Origin of the sequence: Oceanisphaera sp. (assembly GCF_048268965.1) — a bacterium.
Taxonomy (GTDB): domain Bacteria; phylum Pseudomonadota; class Gammaproteobacteria; order Enterobacterales; family Aeromonadaceae; genus Oceanimonas.
This window is the reverse complement of record NZ_JBLWUK010000005.1, coordinates 88,750-109,481: the sequence shown is the minus strand read 5'-3', so window position 1 is coordinate 109,481 and position 20,732 is coordinate 88,750. Positions and strand designations below refer to the sequence as shown.

Annotated in this window: 12 protein-coding genes and 1 CRISPR repeat array; of the genes, 9 read left to right on the top strand and 3 right to left on the bottom strand. The window is 54.0% G+C overall.

The window, feature by feature from the left end; genetic code table 11:
- Window positions 1–76 precede the first annotated feature (76 nt).
- The 8 genes from cas1f (at window position 77) to ACN0VL_RS04515 (ending at window position 15,251) form a co-directional block, all read left to right on the top strand.
- Complete coding sequence (gene cas1f / locus ACN0VL_RS04550; protein ID WP_417614941.1) at window positions 77–1,054, top strand: type I-F CRISPR-associated endonuclease Cas1f; 978 nt, start codon at window positions 77–79, stop codon at window positions 1,052–1,054.
- Window positions 1,051–4,437, top strand: coding sequence for a type I-F CRISPR-associated helicase Cas3f (gene cas3f, locus ACN0VL_RS04545; protein WP_417614940.1), 3,387 nt, complete (start codon window positions 1,051–1,053; stop codon window positions 4,435–4,437). The genes cas1f and cas3f overlap by 4 nt, the downstream gene beginning before the upstream one ends.
- 63 nt (window positions 4,438–4,500) lie before the next feature.
- Window positions 4,501–5,790 carry a type I-F CRISPR-associated protein Csy1 gene (locus tag ACN0VL_RS04540; protein WP_417614939.1) on the top strand — a complete coding sequence of 430 codons (1,290 nt, stop codon included), beginning with the start codon at window positions 4,501–4,503 and terminating at the stop codon, window positions 5,788–5,790.
- Window positions 5,787–6,734 (top strand): type I-F CRISPR-associated protein Csy2, encoded by a 948-nt coding sequence (gene csy2 / locus ACN0VL_RS04535; protein ID WP_417614938.1) that lies wholly within the window; start codon window positions 5,787–5,789, stop codon window positions 6,732–6,734. Before ACN0VL_RS04540 ends, csy2 begins: the two co-directional genes overlap by 4 nt.
- Before the next feature lie 30 nt (window positions 6,735–6,764).
- On the top strand, window positions 6,765–7,787 hold the full coding sequence (gene csy3 / locus ACN0VL_RS04530; RefSeq protein ID WP_417614937.1) for a type I-F CRISPR-associated protein Csy3: 1,023 nt from the start codon (window positions 6,765–6,767) through the stop codon (window positions 7,785–7,787).
- Window positions 7,788–7,796: 9 nt separating this feature from the next.
- The gene (gene cas6f / locus ACN0VL_RS04525; RefSeq protein WP_417614936.1) at window positions 7,797–8,429 is read left to right on the top strand and encodes a type I-F CRISPR-associated endoribonuclease Cas6/Csy4; all 633 of its coding nucleotides are present in this window, start codon (window positions 7,797–7,799) and stop codon (window positions 8,427–8,429) included.
- Between the two features lie 128 nt (window positions 8,430–8,557).
- Window positions 8,558–13,626: a CRISPR direct-repeat array (repeat unit 28 nt; unit sequence GTTCACCGCCACCCAGGCGGCTTAGAAA).
- Window positions 13,627–13,811: 185 nt separating this feature from the next.
- Window positions 13,812–14,531, top strand: a complete 720-nt coding sequence (locus tag ACN0VL_RS04520) for an RNA polymerase sigma factor (protein WP_417614935.1) — start codon at window positions 13,812–13,814, stop codon at window positions 14,529–14,531.
- Window positions 14,532–14,594: 63 nt separating this feature from the next.
- A complete protein-coding gene (locus ACN0VL_RS04515; RefSeq protein WP_417614934.1) occupies window positions 14,595–15,251 on the top strand; it encodes a hypothetical protein in 657 nt (218 codons plus the stop codon).
- Window positions 15,252–15,315: 64 nt separating this feature from the next.
- On the opposite strand, the gene ACN0VL_RS04510 is transcribed toward ACN0VL_RS04515, so the two are convergent.
- Together ACN0VL_RS04510 and ACN0VL_RS04505 are read right to left on the bottom strand one after the other, a co-directional pair.
- Complete coding sequence (locus ACN0VL_RS04510) at window positions 15,316–16,383, bottom strand: maleylacetate reductase (protein WP_417614933.1); 1,068 nt, start codon at window positions 16,381–16,383, stop codon at window positions 15,316–15,318.
- Between the two features lie 337 nt (window positions 16,384–16,720).
- A complete protein-coding gene (locus tag ACN0VL_RS04505) occupies window positions 16,721–17,770 on the bottom strand; it encodes an NADP(H)-dependent aldo-keto reductase (RefSeq protein ID WP_417614932.1) in 1,050 nt (349 codons plus the stop codon).
- Between the two features lie 162 nt (window positions 17,771–17,932).
- Here ACN0VL_RS04505 and ACN0VL_RS04500 point away from each other — a divergent pair, with 162 nt between their 5' ends.
- Window positions 17,933–18,532 carry a DUF5610 domain-containing protein gene (locus ACN0VL_RS04500; RefSeq protein ID WP_417614931.1) on the top strand — a complete coding sequence of 200 codons (600 nt, stop codon included), beginning with the start codon at window positions 17,933–17,935 and terminating at the stop codon, window positions 18,530–18,532.
- Between the two features lie 200 nt (window positions 18,533–18,732).
- Here the strand turns inward: ACN0VL_RS04500 and ACN0VL_RS04495 are convergent, their stop codons facing one another.
- On the bottom strand, window positions 18,733–20,643 hold the full coding sequence (locus ACN0VL_RS04495) for a PhoX family protein (RefSeq protein ID WP_417614930.1): 1,911 nt from the start codon (window positions 20,641–20,643) through the stop codon (window positions 18,733–18,735).
- Window positions 20,644–20,732: the final 89 nt, after the last annotated feature.

Below are 20,732 nucleotides of genomic sequence, written 5' to 3'. Positions count from 1 at the left end.
GTTTATATAACCAGTGTTGGCGGGAGTGAGTGAAAAGGAGAGAGTGGGGTTATGCATCACAATGAGGGTATGCCAAATGGATGATTTATCACCGTCAGACTTGAAAGCTATTTTGCACTCAAAACGTGCCAACCTGTTTTATCTGGAATACTGCCGGGTGATGCAAAAAGATGGACGAGTGCTTTATCTGACAGATGCAGAAAAAGAAAACCTTTACTACAACATACCTATCGCCAACACCACTGTGCTGTTGTTGGGTAATGGCACATCAATTACCCAAGCGGCCATGCGGATGCTGGCTCAGGCCGGTGTGTTGGTGGGCTTTTGTGGCGGCGGTGGCACACCACTCTATATGGGAAGTGAGGTCGAGTGGCTAACTCCGCAAAGTGAATATCGGCCAACCGAATATCTGCAGGGATGGCTGAGTTTCTGGTTTGATGACAGCAAACGCCTAGAAGCTGCACAGCAATTTCAGCAGGCTCGCATCGACTTTTTGCGACAGGTCTGGCAGAAAGACCGAGACCTTAAGTTGGAAGGCTTTAACTTCAATGACAGCGAGATCCAGAAAGCGCTGGATACCTTTTATACCCGCACCGCTGCTGCAACCAAATCCGCAGACTTGCTGCTGACGGAAGCTCAGCTAACCAAAACTCTCTATAAATACGCCGCTCAGGCTACCGGACAGAGTGGCTTTACCCGCCAGCATCAGTCGGTAGATAAAGCCAATGATTTTCTCAATCACGGTAATTACTTGGCTTACGGCTTGGCAGCTTGCTGTTTGTGGGTATTAGGGATCCCCCACGGCTTTGCCGTTATGCACGGTAAAACCCGTCGCGGCGCCTTGGTGTTTGATGTGGCGGATCTGATTAAAGATGCATTGGTGCTGCCCTGGGCGTTTGTTTGTGCCAAAGAAAAGGCCACCGAGCAGGAATTTCGCCAACAGGTATTACAAGCCTTTACTGATCATAAAGCCCTGGATTTCATATTTGATACCGTTAAAAGCATCGCCCTGCAAGGTAGAGCACCGGAAACGGCTGAGGAGCAGAAGCTATGATGGTGATCTTTGTTTCCCAGTGCGAAAAGAAAGCTCTACCCAGAACCCGTCGCGTGCTGGATGCCTTTGCCAACCGCATTGGCGATAACACCTGGCAAACCCTGATCACCGAAGACGGCTTGCATACCGTTAACAAGATGCTGCGCCAAACAGCCAGTAAAAGTACAGCTGTTAGCTGCCACTGGATACGTTCGCGGGCACGTAGTCAGCTACTGTGGATTGTGGGTAATAAAAAGAAATTTAATGTTGAAGGTGTGGTGCCCGTGAACAGTACCGAGCAAGACCTGCTGGGTAACGGTGATGAGCATAACTGGAAATACCTGCCGTTGATTAAAGCCTTTACTGGGCTGGCGGCGTTGTTACACGATTGGGGCAAGGCCACTCAGTTGTTTCAGGAGAAGCTCAGCCCGCAATCAAAAAACAGCTTTAAAGGCGATCCATTGCGTCATGAATGGATCTCCAGTTTGTTGCTGATGGCGTTGATTAAATCCGGCAAGGCGCCAGATCAAGATCATAGCTGGCTGGAGCCTCTACTGAAGCAGTCGATTGATGAGCAACAGTTAAAAGCGACCATCCCTGTGTTGTCGGAAGAGCATACACCTTTTAATGAAATGCCTGATGCTGCTGCTGTGTTGTTATGGCTGGTGCTGTCTCATCATCGTCTGCCCAAGCCCGACAATAAGAATAAATTTGGTGACCTAACCAATGATACTCCGCAGCGATTGCTAAAGCGGCTCAGTCAGCAATGGGGTTATGAAAACCGTTTTGATGAAATGGAATTTCAGCAACGCCTATCAGATTGCTTTCTCTTTCCACAAGGCTTGCTGTCAGCTTCTTCCCACTGGTTGCAGGCACTCAGTCATCGGGCTCGACAACTGCAAGCGCATTTGCCGTTGTTTGCTGATGCGGTAAAGGATGGCAGTTGGCGTACCATTGCCCATCATGCACGGCTTTGCCTGATGGTTGGCGATCACTACTATTCGTCACAACCTCAGGCTAAAAACTGGCCGACCACTGTCAATCTGTTTGCCAACACCCACCGTGATGGCCCAGAAAAAGGTCAATTTAAACAGCGGCTGGATGAGCATCTTGTCAATGTGGCTAACGTCGCCGTTAATACCTGCCGGATGTTACCGCGCTTTGAACGTGACACGCCAAAGGCGGAGGATGTTCAGCAGCTCAAACCATCCCGTTATCTAACCCCTGAAATCAAAAAACAGTTTGGCTGGCAGGATAAGGCGGTGACGGCCATTAACAAATACCGGCAGGAACATGACGACAAGATCAGCGGGTACTTTATCGTCAATATGGCCAGTACTGGGCGAGGAAAAACCCTGGCCAACGCTAAAATCATGCAAGCTCTGTCGGATGATCAGCAAAGTCTGCGCTTTATTCTGGCTCTAGGGCTGCGAACTCTTACCCTGCAAACCGGCGATGAATATCGTGATCGTATTGGTTTGGCAGACGATGAGCTGGCGGTGTTGATCGGCTCAAAAGCGATTTTAGAACTGCATCAGGGTTCTGCTGAACCACTGGAGAAAGAAGCTCAGCCGTCTGAAGATGAAGATTTTGGCTCTGAGTCTTGTGAATCCTTGCTGGGTGAGCAAGAGGACGTGGTCGGCTATGCCGATGATGAACACTGGAAAAATCTGCTGCCGGAAGAGGAGTTAACTACAGTACTCACCGGTCGAAAAGAGCGCGCCTTGCTTTATGCCCCCGTGCTGGCCTGCACCATTGACCATATCATAGCCGCCACCGAAACCACCCGAGGCGGTCGCTATATACTGCCCAGCCTGCGTTTGATGTCATCGGACTTGGTGATCGACGAGATTGACGACTTTACCGGGGAAGATCTGGTCGCCATTGGCCGGCTGATCTATCTGACGGGCATGCTGGGGCGTAAAGTCATGATCTCTTCAGCGACGATTCCGCCGGATCTGGCGCTCGGTTATTTTTCCGCTTATCAAAAAGGCTGGGCGCTGTTTGCCGCTAGTCGCCACCAGAACAGTCAGGTTGCCTGTGGCTGGACTGATGAATTTAAAACCCAGCTGGTTACCGTGAATCAAGGTGAAGCAGCAACTGCCAACTATCAAGCCGCTCACCACAGTTTTGTCGAAAAACGGGTAACCAAACTGCGTGCCGAGCCGGTTAAGCGTCGTGCGGAAATAGTGCCTTTATCCGCTCCCTCAGCCGGTGACACCCATGAAGCGAGCTATTTTTCTGCTATTCAGCAAGCGGTGCTTGCCAAGCATTACCAGCATCACGATCAGGACAATAAAACCGGCCGTCACGTTTCATTTGGTGTGGTGCGTTGCGCCAATATTTCACCGTGCGTGGCATTAACCGAATATTTGCTGGATGCCTCATGGCCAGATGACGTGACAGTGCGCGTGATGGCCTACCACAGCCAGCAGGTACTGCTATTGCGTCACGCCCAGGAACAACATCTGGATCAGGTATTAAAGCGCAAGATCCCGGTCAATGACCCTGAGGGGGCTTTTTATAACCCGGTGATCCGCCAGCATCTGGATAGCGGTGACAGTAAGCACTTGATTTTTGTGCTGGTGGCTACCCCGGTAGAAGAAGTAGGGCGGGATCACGATTTCGACTGGGCGGTAGTGGAGCCTTCCTCTTTCCGCTCCATTATCCAATTGGCAGGCCGGGTACGTCGCCACCGAGGGGTATCTGATAACGAAACACCCAATATGGGGCTGTTACAGTTCAACCTGAAAGGCTATCGGGGTGAGAAAAAAGATGTCTTTAGCCGGCCGGGATATGAACAGGGGGACTGGCAGCTTAATCCATCCAAGAGCCTGAATGATGTGCTGGATGGCAAGACTTTACAGCGTGGCGTGGATTCGGTTCCACGGGTCATGAAAGATGATGCTGCACCCTCTAAACAACTGACTGCACTGGAACATTTTGTTATCAGTCGTACGCTGGGTTGCCATTACCTGACAGGAGAGTCACAAGGCCGAGAACCTGCCCATAGCCCGAAAAATCTTTGGGGCTATACCGATGATTACTGGTGGATGACGGCACTACCACAGCAGTTCAACCGTTTTCGCAACAGTGCCCCCGGACTCAATCTTTATCGGGTAATCAATGACAAAAAAGAAGCGGTATTTCAGCTCTACGACCGAAAAAGTGGCTGGGTCAATGTCGAGCGACTACTCGGCATCGAGCATCAGCCGTTAAGTACACAAAGAGCCGATCGCCTGTGGTTAGCGCGAGACTACACAGTGTTAATCGCAGAACAGAGCGAGTTAAGAAACGAAGATGTAGAGCGAACATCGCAGCGATTAGGAGAAATCAGTTTGCAGCATCACAAGGACGGTAACCGCTATCGGTACAACGATCAGTTGGGGTTAGTGAAAATTTGATAAGCAAGCTGCTCCACAGGAAGCGGCTCATATTTCCATCGTTAAGTGACATAGGAATAGAAAATGCTTGATGCGACGATAGAGGCCTTCTTTGCCGAACGCAAAGCAGCCTGGTTAAAGAAGAACCTCAAAGCTTCTATGGAAGAAGGTGAGGTTCGGGAAAAAGAGCGTGAATGCGAAGAAATTTTTGCTCTTAAAAACTGGCTGCCTAATGCAGCAAAAAGAATAGACAGTAGAGCGCTGACAACTCACCCGAGTAAATTTAGCCATCCGAGCACAGGTGTTGGTAAGAAAAATCGAACTAATGGCACCTATGTGACACCGGTTATTTTTCAGGGAACTCGTCGAAGCGATGGTTTTGTGAGAACAGGAAATATCATTTCTGGGCAAATTGATTCTGTTGGTAATGCAGCAGAGTTGGATGTGGAGGAATTTCTCCGGCTCACAATGGCTGATGGCGATAGCCTTATCGATCATATTGAGCAAGAAACAGCTTTAGCAAAGAAGCTTTTGTCACTTAACGGTGAGTACAGCTCAGAGCTGAAACAGCAGTTACTAGCTATCAAGCGAGGTGTTATAGCAGATGAGGCGGTAACCAGTACTAAGATAAAACAGGTTTATTTTCCGGTAGCGGAGGAAGCCAAAGGCTATCATCTACTTTCTGTATTGAGTCACTCAGGGCACCTGTTTGAGTTACGCAAGCGACTGGATCATCTGCGGTTTTCCGAAGATACCAAGTCTGCTCGTGAACTGAGAAAAAACAACCAGTTCTCTGAGACGGGTTATCAGGAAATCTATAACCTGACCACTATCGGTTATGGCGGCACTAAACCACAAAACATCAGCGTACTGAATAACCAGAATGCGGGCAAAGCCCACCTGTTGTTATCCATGCCCCCCGAACTGTCCCCCAGAAAAGTCCGCCTACCCACGCGTAATTTCTTTGGCGATGTGTTGTACCCGAAGCAGCTGCAGCAGACATTTCAGGCCTTTCATCTGCTGCTAAATGCTGACTACAACAACATACACATCCGCAACGCGCGCGATTATCGAATTCAGGAGTATCTCGATCAAATGATCCTGAAAATGTGGCAAGTGCGTAATGCCTTTGCAGAGCAGCCCCATGCTCGGCCGGAGCATCTAACGGCTTATCAAAAGTACTGGCTGTTCCCTGAACATGAAACCGAACGAACAACCGAGGCCCCCTGGTTAACTACCTTGGTTGAAGATGCTACTCGTCACTTTATTCAGAGCTATCAAAAGGTAGCGGGTAAATCAGCGATTCAGTTGGGCGATACCGAATTGCAGGTGTTTTCCCGCATCATCGAACAGAACAAGGAGGCTCTGCTATGAGTACTCGCCGCCTGCTGGTGCTGCCGCATCTCAATATTCATAACGCTAATGCGCTTTCCAGCCCCTACACCATTGGCTTTCCCGCCATGACTGCCTGGCTGGGTTTTGTGCACGCACTAGAGCGAAAACTAAAAGCGGCAGGCTACCCTACGCTGGAATTGGTGGCCACCGGTTTATTCAGTCACAGGTGTGATTTGCAAACCTATCAAGGGCCCGGTGATTTTGTGCACTCCATTATTGGCACTGCTAATCCCTTAGATAAAGACGGTAAACGGTCCGCTTTTATCGAAGAAGCGCGTTGTCACCTCGATGTGAGCCTACTGGTCGAATATCAAGCAGAAGAGAACGATCTCGACCGGCTTGAACAACCTGAGTTTATCCAGCAGTTACATAGGCTGTTGCATCGCATGAAAGTGGCTGGTGGTGATCTACTCGGTTTTGACGAGCCGCAGATTACCGCCGTGGACGACAGAGATGATAAAGCCGTTCGTCGCCTGTTACTGAAGCTGATGCCGGGCTTTGCCCTGATTGAACGTCGCGAACTCATGCAACAAGCGATGGAAGAGGGGGCCGATGCACTGGATGCATTGCTTGAATATCTCACCGTACATCACAGCAGCAAGCAGGACGATGCTGGCAATGTAACTTGGCACAGTCAGCGTAAAGCAGGTAACGGGGGTGAAAAACTGGGTTGGATTGTACCTATCGCTACTGGTTTTCAAGGAATCAGTGAGCTGGGAGAAGCTAAAAATCAGCGTGACCCCGATACCCCACACCGCTTTGCCGAAAGTGTGGTCACCCTGGGGGAGTTCAAAATGGCGCACCGGATTAGACATTTGGATGAGGTGTTGTGGCACTACCATACCGATCTCGGCAGCAATCTTTATCTGTGTCAGCAGGCATCGTCTGCAGCCCCCGCATCTAATAACGACGGTTTTCACTAAGTTAACTTGAAGAATGAATGGAGAAGTAACATGGCTAAAAATGATACAGCATCTGTATTGGCATTTGAGAAGAAACTGGTACCTTCGGATGGTTTTTTTTACGGCACCACTTGGGATAATAAAGGTAACTTTACCCCGCTGGTACTACAGGAAAAATCAGTACGCGGCACTATTTCCAATCGCTTAAAAGCAGCGGTAAAAAATGATCCCGCCAAATTGGATGCCGAGGTTGAAAAGCCCAACCTGCAAACCGTGGATGTCTGCGCTTTGGGTACCGAACAGGATACCCTGAAACACTATTTCACCCTGAAAGTGCTGGGCGGTGTTGAAACCCCATCGGCCTGTAACAATGCTGCTTTTAAAGTCAGCTATCAGCAGGCCGCCAAAGCCTACATCGAAAAAGAGGGCTTTAAAGAGCTGGCGCGTCGTTATGCGATTAATATCGCCAATGCTCGCTTCTTGTGGCGTAACCGAGTGGGTGTTGAGCAGCTTGAAGTACAGGTTAAGGTGTTAAACAAAGGCCAAGAGCAGAGCTGGACGTTTGACGCGACCCAGTACAGTACTCGTCATTTCGATTATGGTGACCAGCAGATCCAGGCACTGACCGACAACATCGCCCAGGCACTTTCTGGTGGCGACAGCTGTTTGATGCTGGAGATCAGCACCTTTGCCCAACTGGGTAAGGCTCAGGAGGTTTATCCGTCCGAAGAGTTAGTGCTGGATAAAGGTAAAAGTAAAAAAAGCAAGGTGCTGTATCAGGTGCAAGGCCACGCCGCCATGCACTCACAAAAAATAGGCAACGCCCTGCGCTCAATCGATACCTGGTACCCCGCCTTTGATGATGCAGAACAATCGGCAGGCCCCATCGCGATTGAGCCCTACGGCGCTGTTACCAATCTGGGTACCGCTTTTCGCACCCCCAAAGAGAAACAAGACTTCTACAGCCACTTCGACAAGTGGGCTCGGGGCGAGGAATTGCCACGAGTAGAGGACGAACACTACGTGATGGCAGTTCTGGTGCGTGGTGGGGTCTTTGGCGAGAGCGAAAAATAGGGGTAGGCAATGAATTACTACCAGGATATTACTTTACTGCCGGATGCAGATATTGCCTTGGGTTTTCTCTGGCAGAAAATTTACCAGCAGGTGCATATCGCACTGGTAGAGCAAAAAGTGGATGAACAGCACAGTGCGATCGCCGTCAGCTTTCCCGGCTACGGCAGCAAGGGCTTCCCACTGGGCAATAAACTACGGGTGCTAGCTAAAGACAAAGCACAGCTGGAAAAACTAAATTTGACTGGATTTCTCGGCCGGTTTGAGGATTACACCCACCTTAAGTCGGTTCAGCCGGTGCCGGAGTCTGCAACCCATATCGCGTTTGTTCGCCGACGGGTAAAAGGCCAGGCCCGTATCGAAAAAGACATGATGGATAAAGCGCGACGCTGGGCAGAAAAATCCGGGCAAAGCCTTGAGGTCTGCTTGCAGCAGCTGGAAAAAAGCAAACCTAGTGCCGAGTCCAAGCTGCCTTTTATCTGGATGGAAAGCCAAGAAACTAAAACGCGAACTCCCACGAGCTCTGCCAAGTTTCCGCTTTTTATTGAACGGATAGAACTGCAAGACGCTAACGAAGGGCTTTTTAACTGCTACGGCTTAAGTACTGAGCGGGGTGGTAATACAGCTTCAATACCGCACTTTTGACCTAAAAATTGGCTCTTTAAAAACATGCAGTAAAAACAGATGGTTACAGTAGGGGTGAAAATAAGGGTATTTCTTCATATTCTTATCTAAGCCTTTGCTGTAACTATTTTTTGTGTTAGTTTTCTGCTGTTCACCGCCACCCAGGCGGCTTAGAAAAGCCCATCGATGCCCGATGTGTAACCGGCGTTGTTCACCGCCACCCAGGCGGCTTAGAAATGCACATGCTCGACAGTCTGGGTAGCTTTAACGTTCACCGCCACCCAGGCGGCTTAGAAAAGACACCGGTAAAGGTCCGGCCGCCTGGAATCGTTCACCGCCACCCAGGCGGCTTAGAAACGTCGGGTAAAGAAGGGCCGCCAGTTGGTTTCGTTCACCGCCACCCAGGCGGCTTAGAAATCGCTGCCCGGGAAAAAAGAAAAGATAGAGATGTTCACCGCCACCCAGGCGGCTTAGAAAACAGCGCGATAGCGGCCCACTCGTGCGCGCTCGTTCACCGCCACCCAGGCGGCTTAGAAAAGCGCGGGATTGGCGGCGTGCGTAACCGCAAAGTTCACCGCCACCCAGGCGGCTTAGAAATTCAAGTGCACGGTGACCACGGCAGGTTCTACGTTCACCGCCACCCAGGCGGCTTAGAAAAACCGGGTGGGCGGGTTCAGCTCCGCCATCGAGTTCACCGCCACCCAGGCGGCTTAGAAACCGCTTGCAAGCCAAAGCCTGAAAGTGCGTTTGTTCACCGCCACCCAGGCGGCTTAGAAAATGCCGGTGTGCGCGGAGTCAAGAACAGCCTGGTTCACCGCCACCCAGGCGGCTTAGAAACACGTCGCGGAAGATGAGTGGTTCCGCTGAACGTTCACCGCCACCCAGGCGGCTTAGAAATAATAACGCAACCAATGGCTGGCAATATATCGGTTCACCGCCACCCAGGCGGCTTAGAAATTCACGCGCACCGGGGGTGGGCATGTGGGCTTGTTCACCGCCACCCAGGCGGCTTAGAAATTTCTGGATGACGTCTTTATCCAACTCAAAGCGTTCACCGCCACCCAGGCGGCTTAGAAATGGTTCGCCATGTGCTCGCACCAGCGGGACGGGTTCACCGCCACCCAGGCGGCTTAGAAATATTGGGAGATCACCCCTGTGCTTGCGCGAAAGTTCACCGCCACCCAGGCGGCTTAGAAACGGTACGTTCGCGGCCTTGCAGGTAGCCCAGCGTTCACCGCCACCCAGGCGGCTTAGAAAAATCACAAAAGGAAATGAATCATGAGCAAGTAGTTCACCGCCACCCAGGCGGCTTAGAAACACCTCCGCCCGCCCCTCTTGCTCATGGCACCGTTCACCGCCACCCAGGCGGCTTAGAAATGCTCGGGCCATGCCTCTTGCCAGTCGTCCACGTTCACCGCCACCCAGGCGGCTTAGAAAGGATTCGAGGAAGCTCTGGGCCAGGTTAACGCGTTCACCGCCACCCAGGCGGCTTAGAAAATTCCGCGCTCATTCTGCAAGTGGCCGATAACGTTCACCGCCACCCAGGCGGCTTAGAAATGAGCAGGGCGTGGGGATGATGGTTAACAGCGGTTCACCGCCACCCAGGCGGCTTAGAAATTGATGTTGCTAATGCCAGCGAGCAGGGGCGCGTTCACCGCCACCCAGGCGGCTTAGAAATTCTCACGCCGCGAGGCATGGCAAGCTGTATAGTTCACCGCCACCCAGGCGGCTTAGAAAATGTGGCAATACCAAGAGAGCGCAGTGCAGCAGTTCACCGCCACCCAGGCGGCTTAGAAAAAAACTCCCGAAGCCATTAACGCTTACCATGTGTTCACCGCCACCCAGGCGGCTTAGAAAAGACAATGTGGTTATGAACAATGGCTTATATCGTTCACCGCCACCCAGGCGGCTTAGAAATGTCGGCGCAATCAGCACTATACACAGCGGCCGTTCACCGCCACCCAGGCGGCTTAGAAATGTTCGCGGAGCTGTCCGACCTGATTGATCGCGTTCACCGCCACCCAGGCGGCTTAGAAAGGTTGCCATCATGTCGCGGTTAATGGTGGCCAGTTCACCGCCACCCAGGCGGCTTAGAAAGACTGGAGAGCGATATCAAAGTGCTGCTGTGGGTTCACCGCCACCCAGGCGGCTTAGAAAACATGGCAGGCTGACCGAAGTCAGGGCTTCGCGTTCACCGCCACCCAGGCGGCTTAGAAAGCGCGTCACATCATCAAACACCTCTTGCAACTGTTCACCGCCACCCAGGCGGCTTAGAAAAATGCAAGGGAAAAAAAATGGCACAACCAATCGTTCACCGCCACCCAGGCGGCTTAGAAAGTCCCGTGTAATCGTTATCGGTGATGTGCGCGGTTCACCGCCACCCAGGCGGCTTAGAAAATGCCGGGATGATGCGCACCAGTTGCCGGTCAGTTCACCGCCACCCAGGCGGCTTAGAAATGTTCGCGGAGCTGTCCGACCTGATTGATCGCGTTCACCGCCACCCAGGCGGCTTAGAAAACTACGCAAGGCCGATGAGATGCGCATGGTCGGTTCACCGCCACCCAGGCGGCTTAGAAATTGAGCAGGCGAGCGGTGTTGATGTGCTGGCCGTTCACCGCCACCCAGGCGGCTTAGAAAACGCAGGCAGTCAGGCCGGCGCTGGTAAATTGGTTCACCGCCACCCAGGCGGCTTAGAAACAGTGGGATTATCTCTCCCCATCTACTGACCGGTTCACCGCCACCCAGGCGGCTTAGAAACCTGCTCGGCAAAAGCCGCGTCGCCTCGGAGTGTTCACCGCCACCCAGGCGGCTTAGAAAATCTTGCCGGCAACTTCGCTGGCCAGCGCCTGGTTCACCGCCACCCAGGCGGCTTAGAAAGACGGCGCTGTGATTGAGTACGACCCCGAGGCGTTCACCGCCACCCAGGCGGCTTAGAAAATCGCCAGCGCCCTGCGTTCCACCCGCGCCCAGTTCACCGCCACCCAGGCGGCTTAGAAAGCTCCACCGCCACCCCGATTTCCTTCCACAGTGTTCACCGCCACCCAGGCGGCTTAGAAAATGTACCGATCTTCGTGCAGTCGGTGCTGGAAGTTCACCGCCACCCAGGCGGCTTAGAAATTAAATGTGCGGTTATCGCTCATTTATTTTGCGTTCACCGCCACCCAGGCGGCTTAGAAAGCCAGCGGCTTTATAATCGCTGTAAGTGTCATGTTCACCGCCACCCAGGCGGCTTAGAAAATGCTTAGCTTCGGCGGCTTTACTGTTTAAATGTTCACCGCCACCCAGGCGGCTTAGAAAGCCAAGACTGGCGACGATAACGCAGCCAAAGAGTTCACCGCCACCCAGGCGGCTTAGAAACAGCAGAAAGCCCGATGGCTCCCTACTGGGTTGTTCACCGCCACCCAGGCGGCTTAGAAAAAGCACGCCGCGTATCTGGATGCCAGCACGCCGTTCACCGCCACCCAGGCGGCTTAGAAATGGTGCTACGAGCAGGAAGATAAGGCCGATGCGTTCACCGCCACCCAGGCGGCTTAGAAAAGCACGCGCCACGGATTGGCATACAGGCTGAAGTTCACCGCCACCCAGGCGGCTTAGAAAGGGCCTAAGTACCGGATATCCCCGACCGCCACGTTCACCGCCACCCAGGCGGCTTAGAAATGCGCAAAGATAGCCAGCTGGGCGCGCACCTCGTTCACCGCCACCCAGGCGGCTTAGAAAATCTATGAGGCGCTGCTGTCCTGGTGCTACGAGTTCACCGCCACCCAGGCGGCTTAGAAAGGTCACTTTCAGCGCCAGCCGCTTGGCTTCTTGTTCACCGCCACCCAGGCGGCTTAGAAAGTGATTGGCGGTAAGCAGCCGCGCACCAGCGTGTTCACCGCCACCCAGGCGGCTTAGAAAGAGCGGCAAAGGCCGGGCGCACTTCGAAGTCAGTTCACCGCCACCCAGGCGGCTTAGAAACAGCTGGCGCCCGCTTTCTTGATGGCGATAAAGTTCACCGCCACCCAGGCGGCTTAGAAACACGCCGAACCCTATGCAGGCCGAGCTGGAACGTTCACCGCCACCCAGGCGGCTTAGAAAGTGCCAGGCACACCCAGACCATCATTAGGCTCGTTCACCGCCACCCAGGCGGCTTAGAAAACACAGTTGGGCCCACTACACGCAGAGCGACTGTTCACCGCCACCCAGGCGGCTTAGAAACTGTGGGCTGATGACCCCTACCAGCAGCTGTGGTTCACCGCCACCCAGGCGGCTTAGAAATGATACTGGATGCGGAGCTGGCCACCGGCGCCGTTCACCGCCACCCAGGCGGCTTAGAAAGGCAACCTGCGCTCGGTGCCCGACATTCTGAATGTTCACCGCCACCCAGGCGGCTTAGAAAATTAACCCGGACACCGGTGTGATTGCGCTGAAGTTCACCGCCACCCAGGCGGCTTAGAAAGAGATAAAGGAATGGTGGGAGACAGGTGGCTCGTTCACCGCCACCCAGGCGGCTTAGAAATCTCCCTTGAAGGTGACTACCGGCTATCTGCTGTTCACCGCCACCCAGGCGGCTTAGAAAACTTTCCATGGCGATGCCAATCGCCTTGTGCAGTTCACCGCCACCCAGGCGGCTTAGAAATCGATGTTGCTGCACGACAAATGTCACAGAGCGTTCACCGCCACCCAGGCGGCTTAGAAAGGGCCCTTGGTGTTGGGGTTTGCGGCTCGCACGTTCACCGCCACCCAGGCGGCTTAGAAAGCCAAGCAAGCGGAGTATGACGCCAAGCAAGCGTTCACCGCCACCCAGGCGGCTTAGAAAGCCATTGTCTTTGTACTCGGAATAAAGCTGATGTTCACCGCCACCCAGGCGGCTTAGAAAAGCCCACGGGGGTGGTCATAATGGCAATGCCCGTTCACCGCCACCCAGGCGGCTTAGAAATCAAACCCGCGATTGTCGGTGATGTTGAGGCTGTTCACCGCCACCCAGGCGGCTTAGAAACGCGCGGAGGGCGAAGCAGAAAAGGACGAGCTGTTCACCGCCACCCAGGCGGCTTAGAAAAATTGTCGGGAGTAATAAAACCATGGCCGTTAGTTCACCGCCACCCAGGCGGCTTAGAAATTGGAGGATCTAAAATGAGTCGATTAACTGTAGTTCACCGCCACCCAGGCGGCTTAGAAATCTGCTGCTTTGGCTTTGGCCTCTGCTGCTGCGTTCACCGCCACCCAGGCGGCTTAGAAAGAAGACAGAGCCGCTCGCCTGTTAATACGTCAGTTCACCGCCACAAGGGGTTTAGAAGGCAAAGGTGCTTAACGTTAAGCACCATAGCAAGCTCTCACCGCAGCTGGTTAGCAATAAATGTCACCTATTCTTGTTTGATGCGTCCAATAGGGTAAGAACCAAAAACATTGATAAGGGAGTCTGCGATGACCGATTCAAGGAGCGAAGCAGTAATACCATTGTTCGATTTGACGGATGCTGGCTTGCTGGAGCGAGCCCGCCAGGGAGATGGGGCGGCGTTTGAGCTCATAGTGCGCCGTCACAACCGGGCGTTGTTTCGTGCCGCAAGAGGAGTGCTGGACGATGAACACCGGGCGCAAGAGGCGGTGCAAGAGGCGTATTTAAGCGCGTTCAAGCATATGGAGTCTTACCAGGGGCGCGCATCACTTAAAACCTGGCTGACGCGAATCGTGGTTAACCAGGCGATCAGCTTCAAGCGCCGACAACACCCGGAGGTGTCGCTGGACGAGAAGGTCACTTTTCTGCATGGCGCCCAATCCGAAGCAAGCCAGACGGTGACCCCCATGGCCGACAAACATACTCCAGAAATGGCGGTTAGCCAGCAAGAAATGAAACATCTTCTGGAAGCTGCCATTCAACGTTTACCAGAAATGTACCGCAGTGTATTCATGCTGCGCGCGGTAGAAGGCATGTCAGTCACCGACAGTGCCTATTGTCTGGATCTTAACGAAGCCGTGGTCAAAACGCGTCTGTTGCGGGCCCGAGAAATGCTGCGCAGGGACCTGATGCGGCAGATCGAGCACCAGGCGTCGGATACCTTTGAATTTGCCGGTAAACGCTGCGATGCCGTTACCGCACATGTCATGACCGAACTCATTCGCTGGGGGCTGGTCAAGCCGAGTTGATCCGGGTTCAACCGACCCTGACCATTGCTCTGCCATGTTGTCACAGTCGAAAGGAGAAGGATAATGAAAGCCACAACGATGAAAGCCATGAAAACCAACACCCTGCTGTTTGCGGCCACGCTGGCGGTATTTTCTGCCGGCTCTCTATGGGCCGTGGCCGCCGAACACTCGATGGATGTTCAACAGGAGCAGTCTGCAATCAACATGTTTGGCGGGGCGGTATACACAGGCGATCCGGCACTGGCCGTGACCGCCGCACTGGTTAAAGCGGGGGGTGGTGCCGATGATTTCAGCTTTGCCAGCGCCCTGGTTGCCATGCTGGGTGAAGATACCGTCAGCGCCGAGGTGGCCAAGCTGACCAGGCAATATGGTGAAGATGAAGTCAATACCTTCCTGGGTGGTATGGACGCGGCAATCGGATTTGGTCTTGAACGTGCCGCTGCAGCGGGGATCAGCCTGCCTGAGCCAGCCGATTTGTCGGGTGTTGAGCTGGCGAAAACCCTGGTAGAGGCGGGCACCACGCCGGATGGTACTTTCTGGAGCGGTTACCTGTTTGATAAGGCGCTCTCTAACAAACTGCATAATCAAGTCATGGCAGACATTAATGCCAATGCAAGCTACGAGGCCGACAAGGTGACCCACAAGATCCTTAACCAGGCCATGTATGACGTGGCTCAGGCTCTGGGCATGGAGAATGTGAAACTGGCTGCTCTGCATTAACAAGGCACTGCAGCTGCCTGGTCATTCGATGACCCGGTAGCTGCAGAAGTGGGCTAAGCACGGTTTATTCATGGCCTGCTGGTCGAACTCCCTCCCACGCGTTCTGTAATATCTGCAGGATAACATCTCTATTAATCGGGCCTGGGTTCCAGTAAGGCTTGGCGACTGCCTGCGTGGCGGCGTGTTCGAGATCGGACTGAGTAAGGCCGAATACTTTGAGTGCCAATGGTGCCTTGAGTGATGCGGCATAATCATAAAGGCCCGTGCCCAGGTGTTCTCCAAAGAGGGTGCAGGCAGGCCGAAGTTGGGTGCTGGCATACTGTTGGTTGTAACCAATAGTATGGGGTAACAAAATAGTATGAGTGGCGGCATGGGGCAGATTGAATAACCCGCCCAAGACGTGGCAAAGTTTGTGATGCAACGACATCCCCAGGTTGCCGAGCAGTGTGCCAGCCAACCAGGCGCCGTACAGTGCCTGGCTGCGAGCCGCAAGGTCTTGCGGCGTGTGATGGAGAATGGGCAGCGCCTCGCGTAGCTGACGAATGGCTTCGGTGGCCATGAGTGCCGTGAGAGGGTGAGCGTTTTGTGCATACATGGCTTCCAGCGCATGTGCCATGGCGTTCATCGCACTGGTGATACTCAAATCCACTGGTAGATCGAGAGTAAGCTCGGGATCGTATATCACCACCTCGGGTAAAATAGCGGGATCCTGTACCGTTGTTTTAATGCCGTGCTCGGTTTGCCCCAGTATCTGCGTGGCTTCAGAGCCAGAGTAGGTGGTGGGAAGTATTAGTTGTAACAGCCCGGTGCGATAAGCCAGCGCTTTGCTCAGCCCAATGGCTGAGCCACCCCCCAGGGCAATGATGCCGTCGGCCTTGCTGTTAGCGAGTACCGTCAAGGCGCCTTCAGTTACCTCAATCGGAGTATGCACCGTCGCCTGTGCAAATACGCCTGCTCCTAAGTCACCTAGCGTTTCCTTGAGTGTATCAGCCATGGCTTGGTAACTCGGTGTGCAAATAATCAGCGCCCGGTGTTTACCCAGCGCCCGGAGCTCTGGGCCTACCCGTTGTATTTTTCCTGCGCCGAACAAGGTGCGAGTCGGTTGGGTGCTATAGGTGAAGTCGAATTGCATGTGGCTGCCTGTGGTGTTGGAGTTGTGATGGTTAAGTAATGCCGCATAACAGGTGTGGATCTGCTGTCATTCCCGCGCAGGAACGTCATTCTCGCGCAGGAACGTCATTCCCGCGCAGGCGGGGACGGGAATCCAGAGTATATGGCACTGAACGGTCAGCCTGCGTGTCGCCAGCATAGACACTGGACCCCCGCCTTCGCGAGGGTGACGGCAACGATATGACCTCCCGTCCCCGCCTACGCGAGAATGACGTTCCTTTGCGAGGGTGACGATTTAACGATCTAGGTAATGCTTCTGCACATAGGTGCCGTGCTGAGTTCCGTCGTTCTTATTCCATTTACACCGCCGGGTTAGGCATGGCCTGGTGCAGTTCTTCTATGGCTGCGCGCAGTTCCGGGCTCAAGGTCATGTTTACGCTGTCGATGTTTTCCTTTAGCTGCTCCAGGGTCGTGGCGCCAATCAGGTTGCTGGTCACAAAGGAGCGGGTGTTAACAAAGGTTTGTGCCAGTTGTGCCGGGGTAAATCCGTGCTCTTGAGCCAGGGCGACGTAGGCGGCGCTGGCTTGCTGGGCGCGCGGGTTCAAGTAGCGCTGAAAGCGGCTGTACAGGCTTAACCGAGCACCGGCAGGGCGGGCGCCATCCAGATACTTGCCGGTCAGCGTACCAAACGCCAGCGGCGAATAAGCCAGCAGGCCGACCTGCTCGCGCAGGCTGAATTCCGATAACCCCACCTCAAAGCTGCGGTTCAGCAGGTTGTAGGGGTTTTGAATGCTGACAATGCGTGGCAAGTTGGCCTGTTCGGCCAGCTTTAAATACTGATGCAGGCCCCAGGGCGTTTCGTTAGATACGCCTATGTGGCGGATCTTGCCACTGGCAACCAGCTCTTGCAGTGCGCGCAGGGTTTCTTCAATGGGCACAGTGTCTTCTTGCTCCAGCTGCTCCAGCCCCAGTTGGCCAAAGTAGTTGGCGCTGCGGTCGGGCCAGTGCAGTTGATACAGGTCGATGTAATCGGTTTGCAACCGGCGCAGGCTGTCGTCGACTGCCTGAATCAGGTTGGTTCGATCGAGCTTGGCCTCGCCGTTGCGAAAATACGACGGACGTACCGGGTTGCGTGATGGCCCCACGGCCTTGGTGGCAATAACCAGCTGCTCTCGCTTGCCCCGGGCCTGTAGCCAGCGGCCGATGATGCTCTCGGTGTCGCCCTGGGTAGCCTCGCGAGGCGGAATGGGGTACATCTCGGCGGTGTCAATCAGGTTGATGCCATGATCGACGGCCATGTCGAGCTGGGCGTGAGCGTCGGCTTCGGTATTCTGTTCGCCCCAGGTCATGGTGCCCAGGCCAATTAAACTGACCTTGATATCGGTGTGGCCCAATGGTCTGAATTGCATAATGCGTCCTTATTGCTTGGTTTTGCTTTGGTTAAACAGCAGTTTATTGCTACTAGGTTAACAGCAATGGGGTACTCAGGTTAAGGGATGGGTGTGTGCTGCCGATAACCTGACAGGTGCAGCTGGTTAGCTGCAGGCATAGTGTTCAATAAAAGGAGTTGGATGATGGCCGTACCTCCCATTACTACCAGTCTGAGTCGGGTGCAGCAAGCGGCTCGGGCTGACGCGCAGCAAGCAGAGACCAATGACAAAAACGAACCACAGACGCAGCAGACCGAGCTGTCGGCTTCCCGCTCCGAGTTAAAAGCCCGCTCTAATTACAGTCTGGTGCAGGCGATGTTTGGTGGCGGCAAGCAGGGCGATGATAAAGCCATGAATATTCTCTATAGCGAGATCATGGAAAAGCTTAACGCCGAGCTGGGCGAAGCACACGCCATTACTCCGGATAAAGTTGCCGGGCAGGCGGAGGATTACTGGTCACCAGAAAATACCGCGGGGCGCATTGTGGAAGGCGCACTGGGCTTTTTTGAGACCTTTCAAAAGCAATACCCCAGCCTGGCGGAAGATGAGCAGCTAGAGCAGTTTTTAGCCACCATTACCCAGGCGATTGATGAAGGCTATGGCGAAGCCATCAAGGTACTGGATGGCTTAAAGGTGTTTGATGGCAGCATTAAAGATAATGCCGAAGCCACTCGCAGTATTATCGATGACAAGCTGGCCGCCTTTCGTGAAGCAAAGTCAGGGCCAGCTACCAATATGTGAAGAGTGAAGAGCGAGGAGTGAAGGGCATGCCGGCTTCAAGCTGGCGGCTTGGTTGGCCGTCATCCTGATGAACATCAGGATCTCGATGTTTGCCGTTTAGCTGGGCGCCGAGCGCTATTATCTCTTCACCCTTCACCCTTCACCCTTCACCCTTCACCCTTTACCCTTTACCCTTTACGCCTCACCCCTCACCTTTATCATCAGGTGCCTATGATGCCGCCGTCTTTACGGGTGATCATCATGACGCTGGAGCGGGGCGTGTTGTCGCCACCCATAGGGAAATTGGAGCCTGCCAGGTCTTCTCCCGGGTGCTGCACCCCCACAAACAGGGTTCTATTATCCGGGGTAAAGGCCAGACCGGTGATCTCGCAGGCGATGGGGCCGGTTAAAAAGCGCCGTACCTCGCCGGTGGCCGGGTCGGCACACAGCATCTGGTTATTGCCCTGGCCGGCAAAGTCGCCCTGGTTCGAGTATTTGCCGTCGGTCTGTATCCACAATCGCCCGGCCTTGTCGAAGCCAATGCCGTCCGGGCTGTTGAACATGTTGTCGGCGTTGATGTTGTCGGATCCCGCGTACAGATTGTCTTTATGGACGGTGGGGTTGCCGGCCAGCAAGAACAAATCCCACTCAAAGGTAGCATCGGTATGGGAGCCGGCGCTCGGTTGCCAGCGAATAATCTGTCCATAGTGATTTTCGGCTCTGGGGTTGGGGCCGTTAACGGCTTGATTCTCGGCCACGCCACGATTCTTGTTGTTGGTCAGGGTGCAGAATACCATGGGCTCGGTGGGGTGGGCCGCCACCCACTCGGGTCTGTCCATGGTGGTGGCTCCTACCTGAGTTGCGGCCAGTCGAGCATGAATGAGCACCTCGGCCTGGCTGGTAAAGCCGTTTTCGGGCGTCAGGCCCTGCTCGCCAAAGATCAGGGGCAGCCATTCTCCGGTGCCCGACAGCTCGCCGTCGTTGGCGCTGTTAAAGCGCGCCACATACAGGGTGCCTTCATCGAGCAAGTTCCGGTTGGCGGCCGCATTATCGGGATCATATTTGTTATGGCTAACAAAACGATAAATATGCTCGCCCCGTTCGTCGTCACCCAGATACACCACCACATGGCCGCTTTTATCCACCACCAGTTCGGCATTTTCGTGCTTGAAACGACCCAGAGCGGTGCGTTTTATCGGGGTAGATGCGGGATCATGCGGGTCAATTTCCACCACCCAGCCAAAGCGGTTGCACTCGTTAGGGTGTTTGGCCAGATCGAAGCGCTCGTCAAAACGGTGCCACTGCCAACCGGCATCGGTGGCGCCAATACCGTAACGGGCTTTGGCGGGGCTGATATCCACGTGCTCTGTGCTACCAAAGTAGCCGTGTACGTTTTCTTCGCAGGTCAGATAAGTGCCCCAGGGGGTCATGCCGTTGGCACAGTTATTAAAGGTGCCCAGCACCCGCTCGCCTTTGGGGTCGGCCTGAGTTTGCAGCAGGGCATGGCCTTTGGCTGGGCCGCTGATGGCCATGGGGGTATTGGCATGAATACGACGGTTATAGGGTCCGTCTTTTTCAAGACGCCAGCCCTGGGCGCCTTTCTTCAGGGTGAGCACCGATACGCCTTGTGACGCCTGGGCTTTTTTCACGTCCTCGGCGGTCATTTGTTTGCCCTGGTGGGGGAACATCAGCTCGTAGTTACAGTATTCGTTATTGATGGCGAGAATGGCGGTATGGTCGTCCAGCGGGAAAAAACTCATGCCGTCGTTGTTATCGCCAAACTGACCCAGCTGATCGGTGGCGGTATTGCCGCCGCCATTGATAAATTCCGCCACGTTGGAAAATAAAGGGTCGCCCCAGGAGATCAAGCGCTCTGCCTGGTAACCGGGTGGCACCACAAAGGTATCGGCGGTGCTGGTGGGCACGGCACTAAAACCCAGCAAGGGGCTGCTGCCGGTTGCGGCGGCCACGGCACGGGAAAGTGGCGAGGCGCTGAAAAAGGCCACGGCACCCAGAGCGGCAGCGCCGCCTAAAAAACGACGGCGGCTCAGGCTTTGTTCAACCATCTGGGTAAATTCTGGCACCTGAGTGCGGGGGTGATTTTGCTCGTCCTTTAGTTCAAACTGGCTCATTTTTATTATCCTTACTCACTGACGGTCAACACCAAGTTAAGCGGTGACCCAAGAGTAGCGGTGAATAATGGCGTTTTAATAACAACAAG

Bases quoted from the DNA above. Each gene is read 5' to 3' on its own strand.
- cas1f (WP_417614941.1), top strand. From the start codon at position 77: ATGGATGATTTATCACCGTCAGACTTGAAAGCTATTTTGCACTCAAAA.
- cas3f (WP_417614940.1), top strand. From the start codon at position 1,051: ATGATGGTGATCTTTGTTTCCCAGTGCGAAAAGAAAGCTCTACCCAGA.
- ACN0VL_RS04540 (WP_417614939.1), top strand. From the start codon at position 4,501: ATGCTTGATGCGACGATAGAGGCCTTCTTTGCCGAACGCAAAGCAGCC.
- csy2 (WP_417614938.1), top strand. From the start codon at position 5,787: ATGAGTACTCGCCGCCTGCTGGTGCTGCCGCATCTCAATATTCATAAC.
- csy3 (WP_417614937.1), top strand. From the start codon at position 6,765: ATGGCTAAAAATGATACAGCATCTGTATTGGCATTTGAGAAGAAACTG.
- cas6f (WP_417614936.1), top strand. From the start codon at position 7,797: ATGAATTACTACCAGGATATTACTTTACTGCCGGATGCAGATATTGCC.
- ACN0VL_RS04520 (WP_417614935.1), top strand. From the start codon at position 13,812: ATGACCGATTCAAGGAGCGAAGCAGTAATACCATTGTTCGATTTGACG.
- ACN0VL_RS04515 (WP_417614934.1), top strand. From the start codon at position 14,595: ATGAAAGCCACAACGATGAAAGCCATGAAAACCAACACCCTGCTGTTT.
- ACN0VL_RS04510 (WP_417614933.1), bottom strand. From the start codon at position 16,383: ATGCAATTCGACTTCACCTATAGCACCCAACCGACTCGCACCTTGTTC.
- ACN0VL_RS04505 (WP_417614932.1), bottom strand. From the start codon at position 17,770: ATGCAATTCAGACCATTGGGCCACACCGATATCAAGGTCAGTTTAATT.
- ACN0VL_RS04500 (WP_417614931.1), top strand. From the start codon at position 17,933: ATGATGGCCGTACCTCCCATTACTACCAGTCTGAGTCGGGTGCAGCAA.
- ACN0VL_RS04495 (WP_417614930.1), bottom strand. From the start codon at position 20,643: ATGAGCCAGTTTGAACTAAAGGACGAGCAAAATCACCCCCGCACTCAG.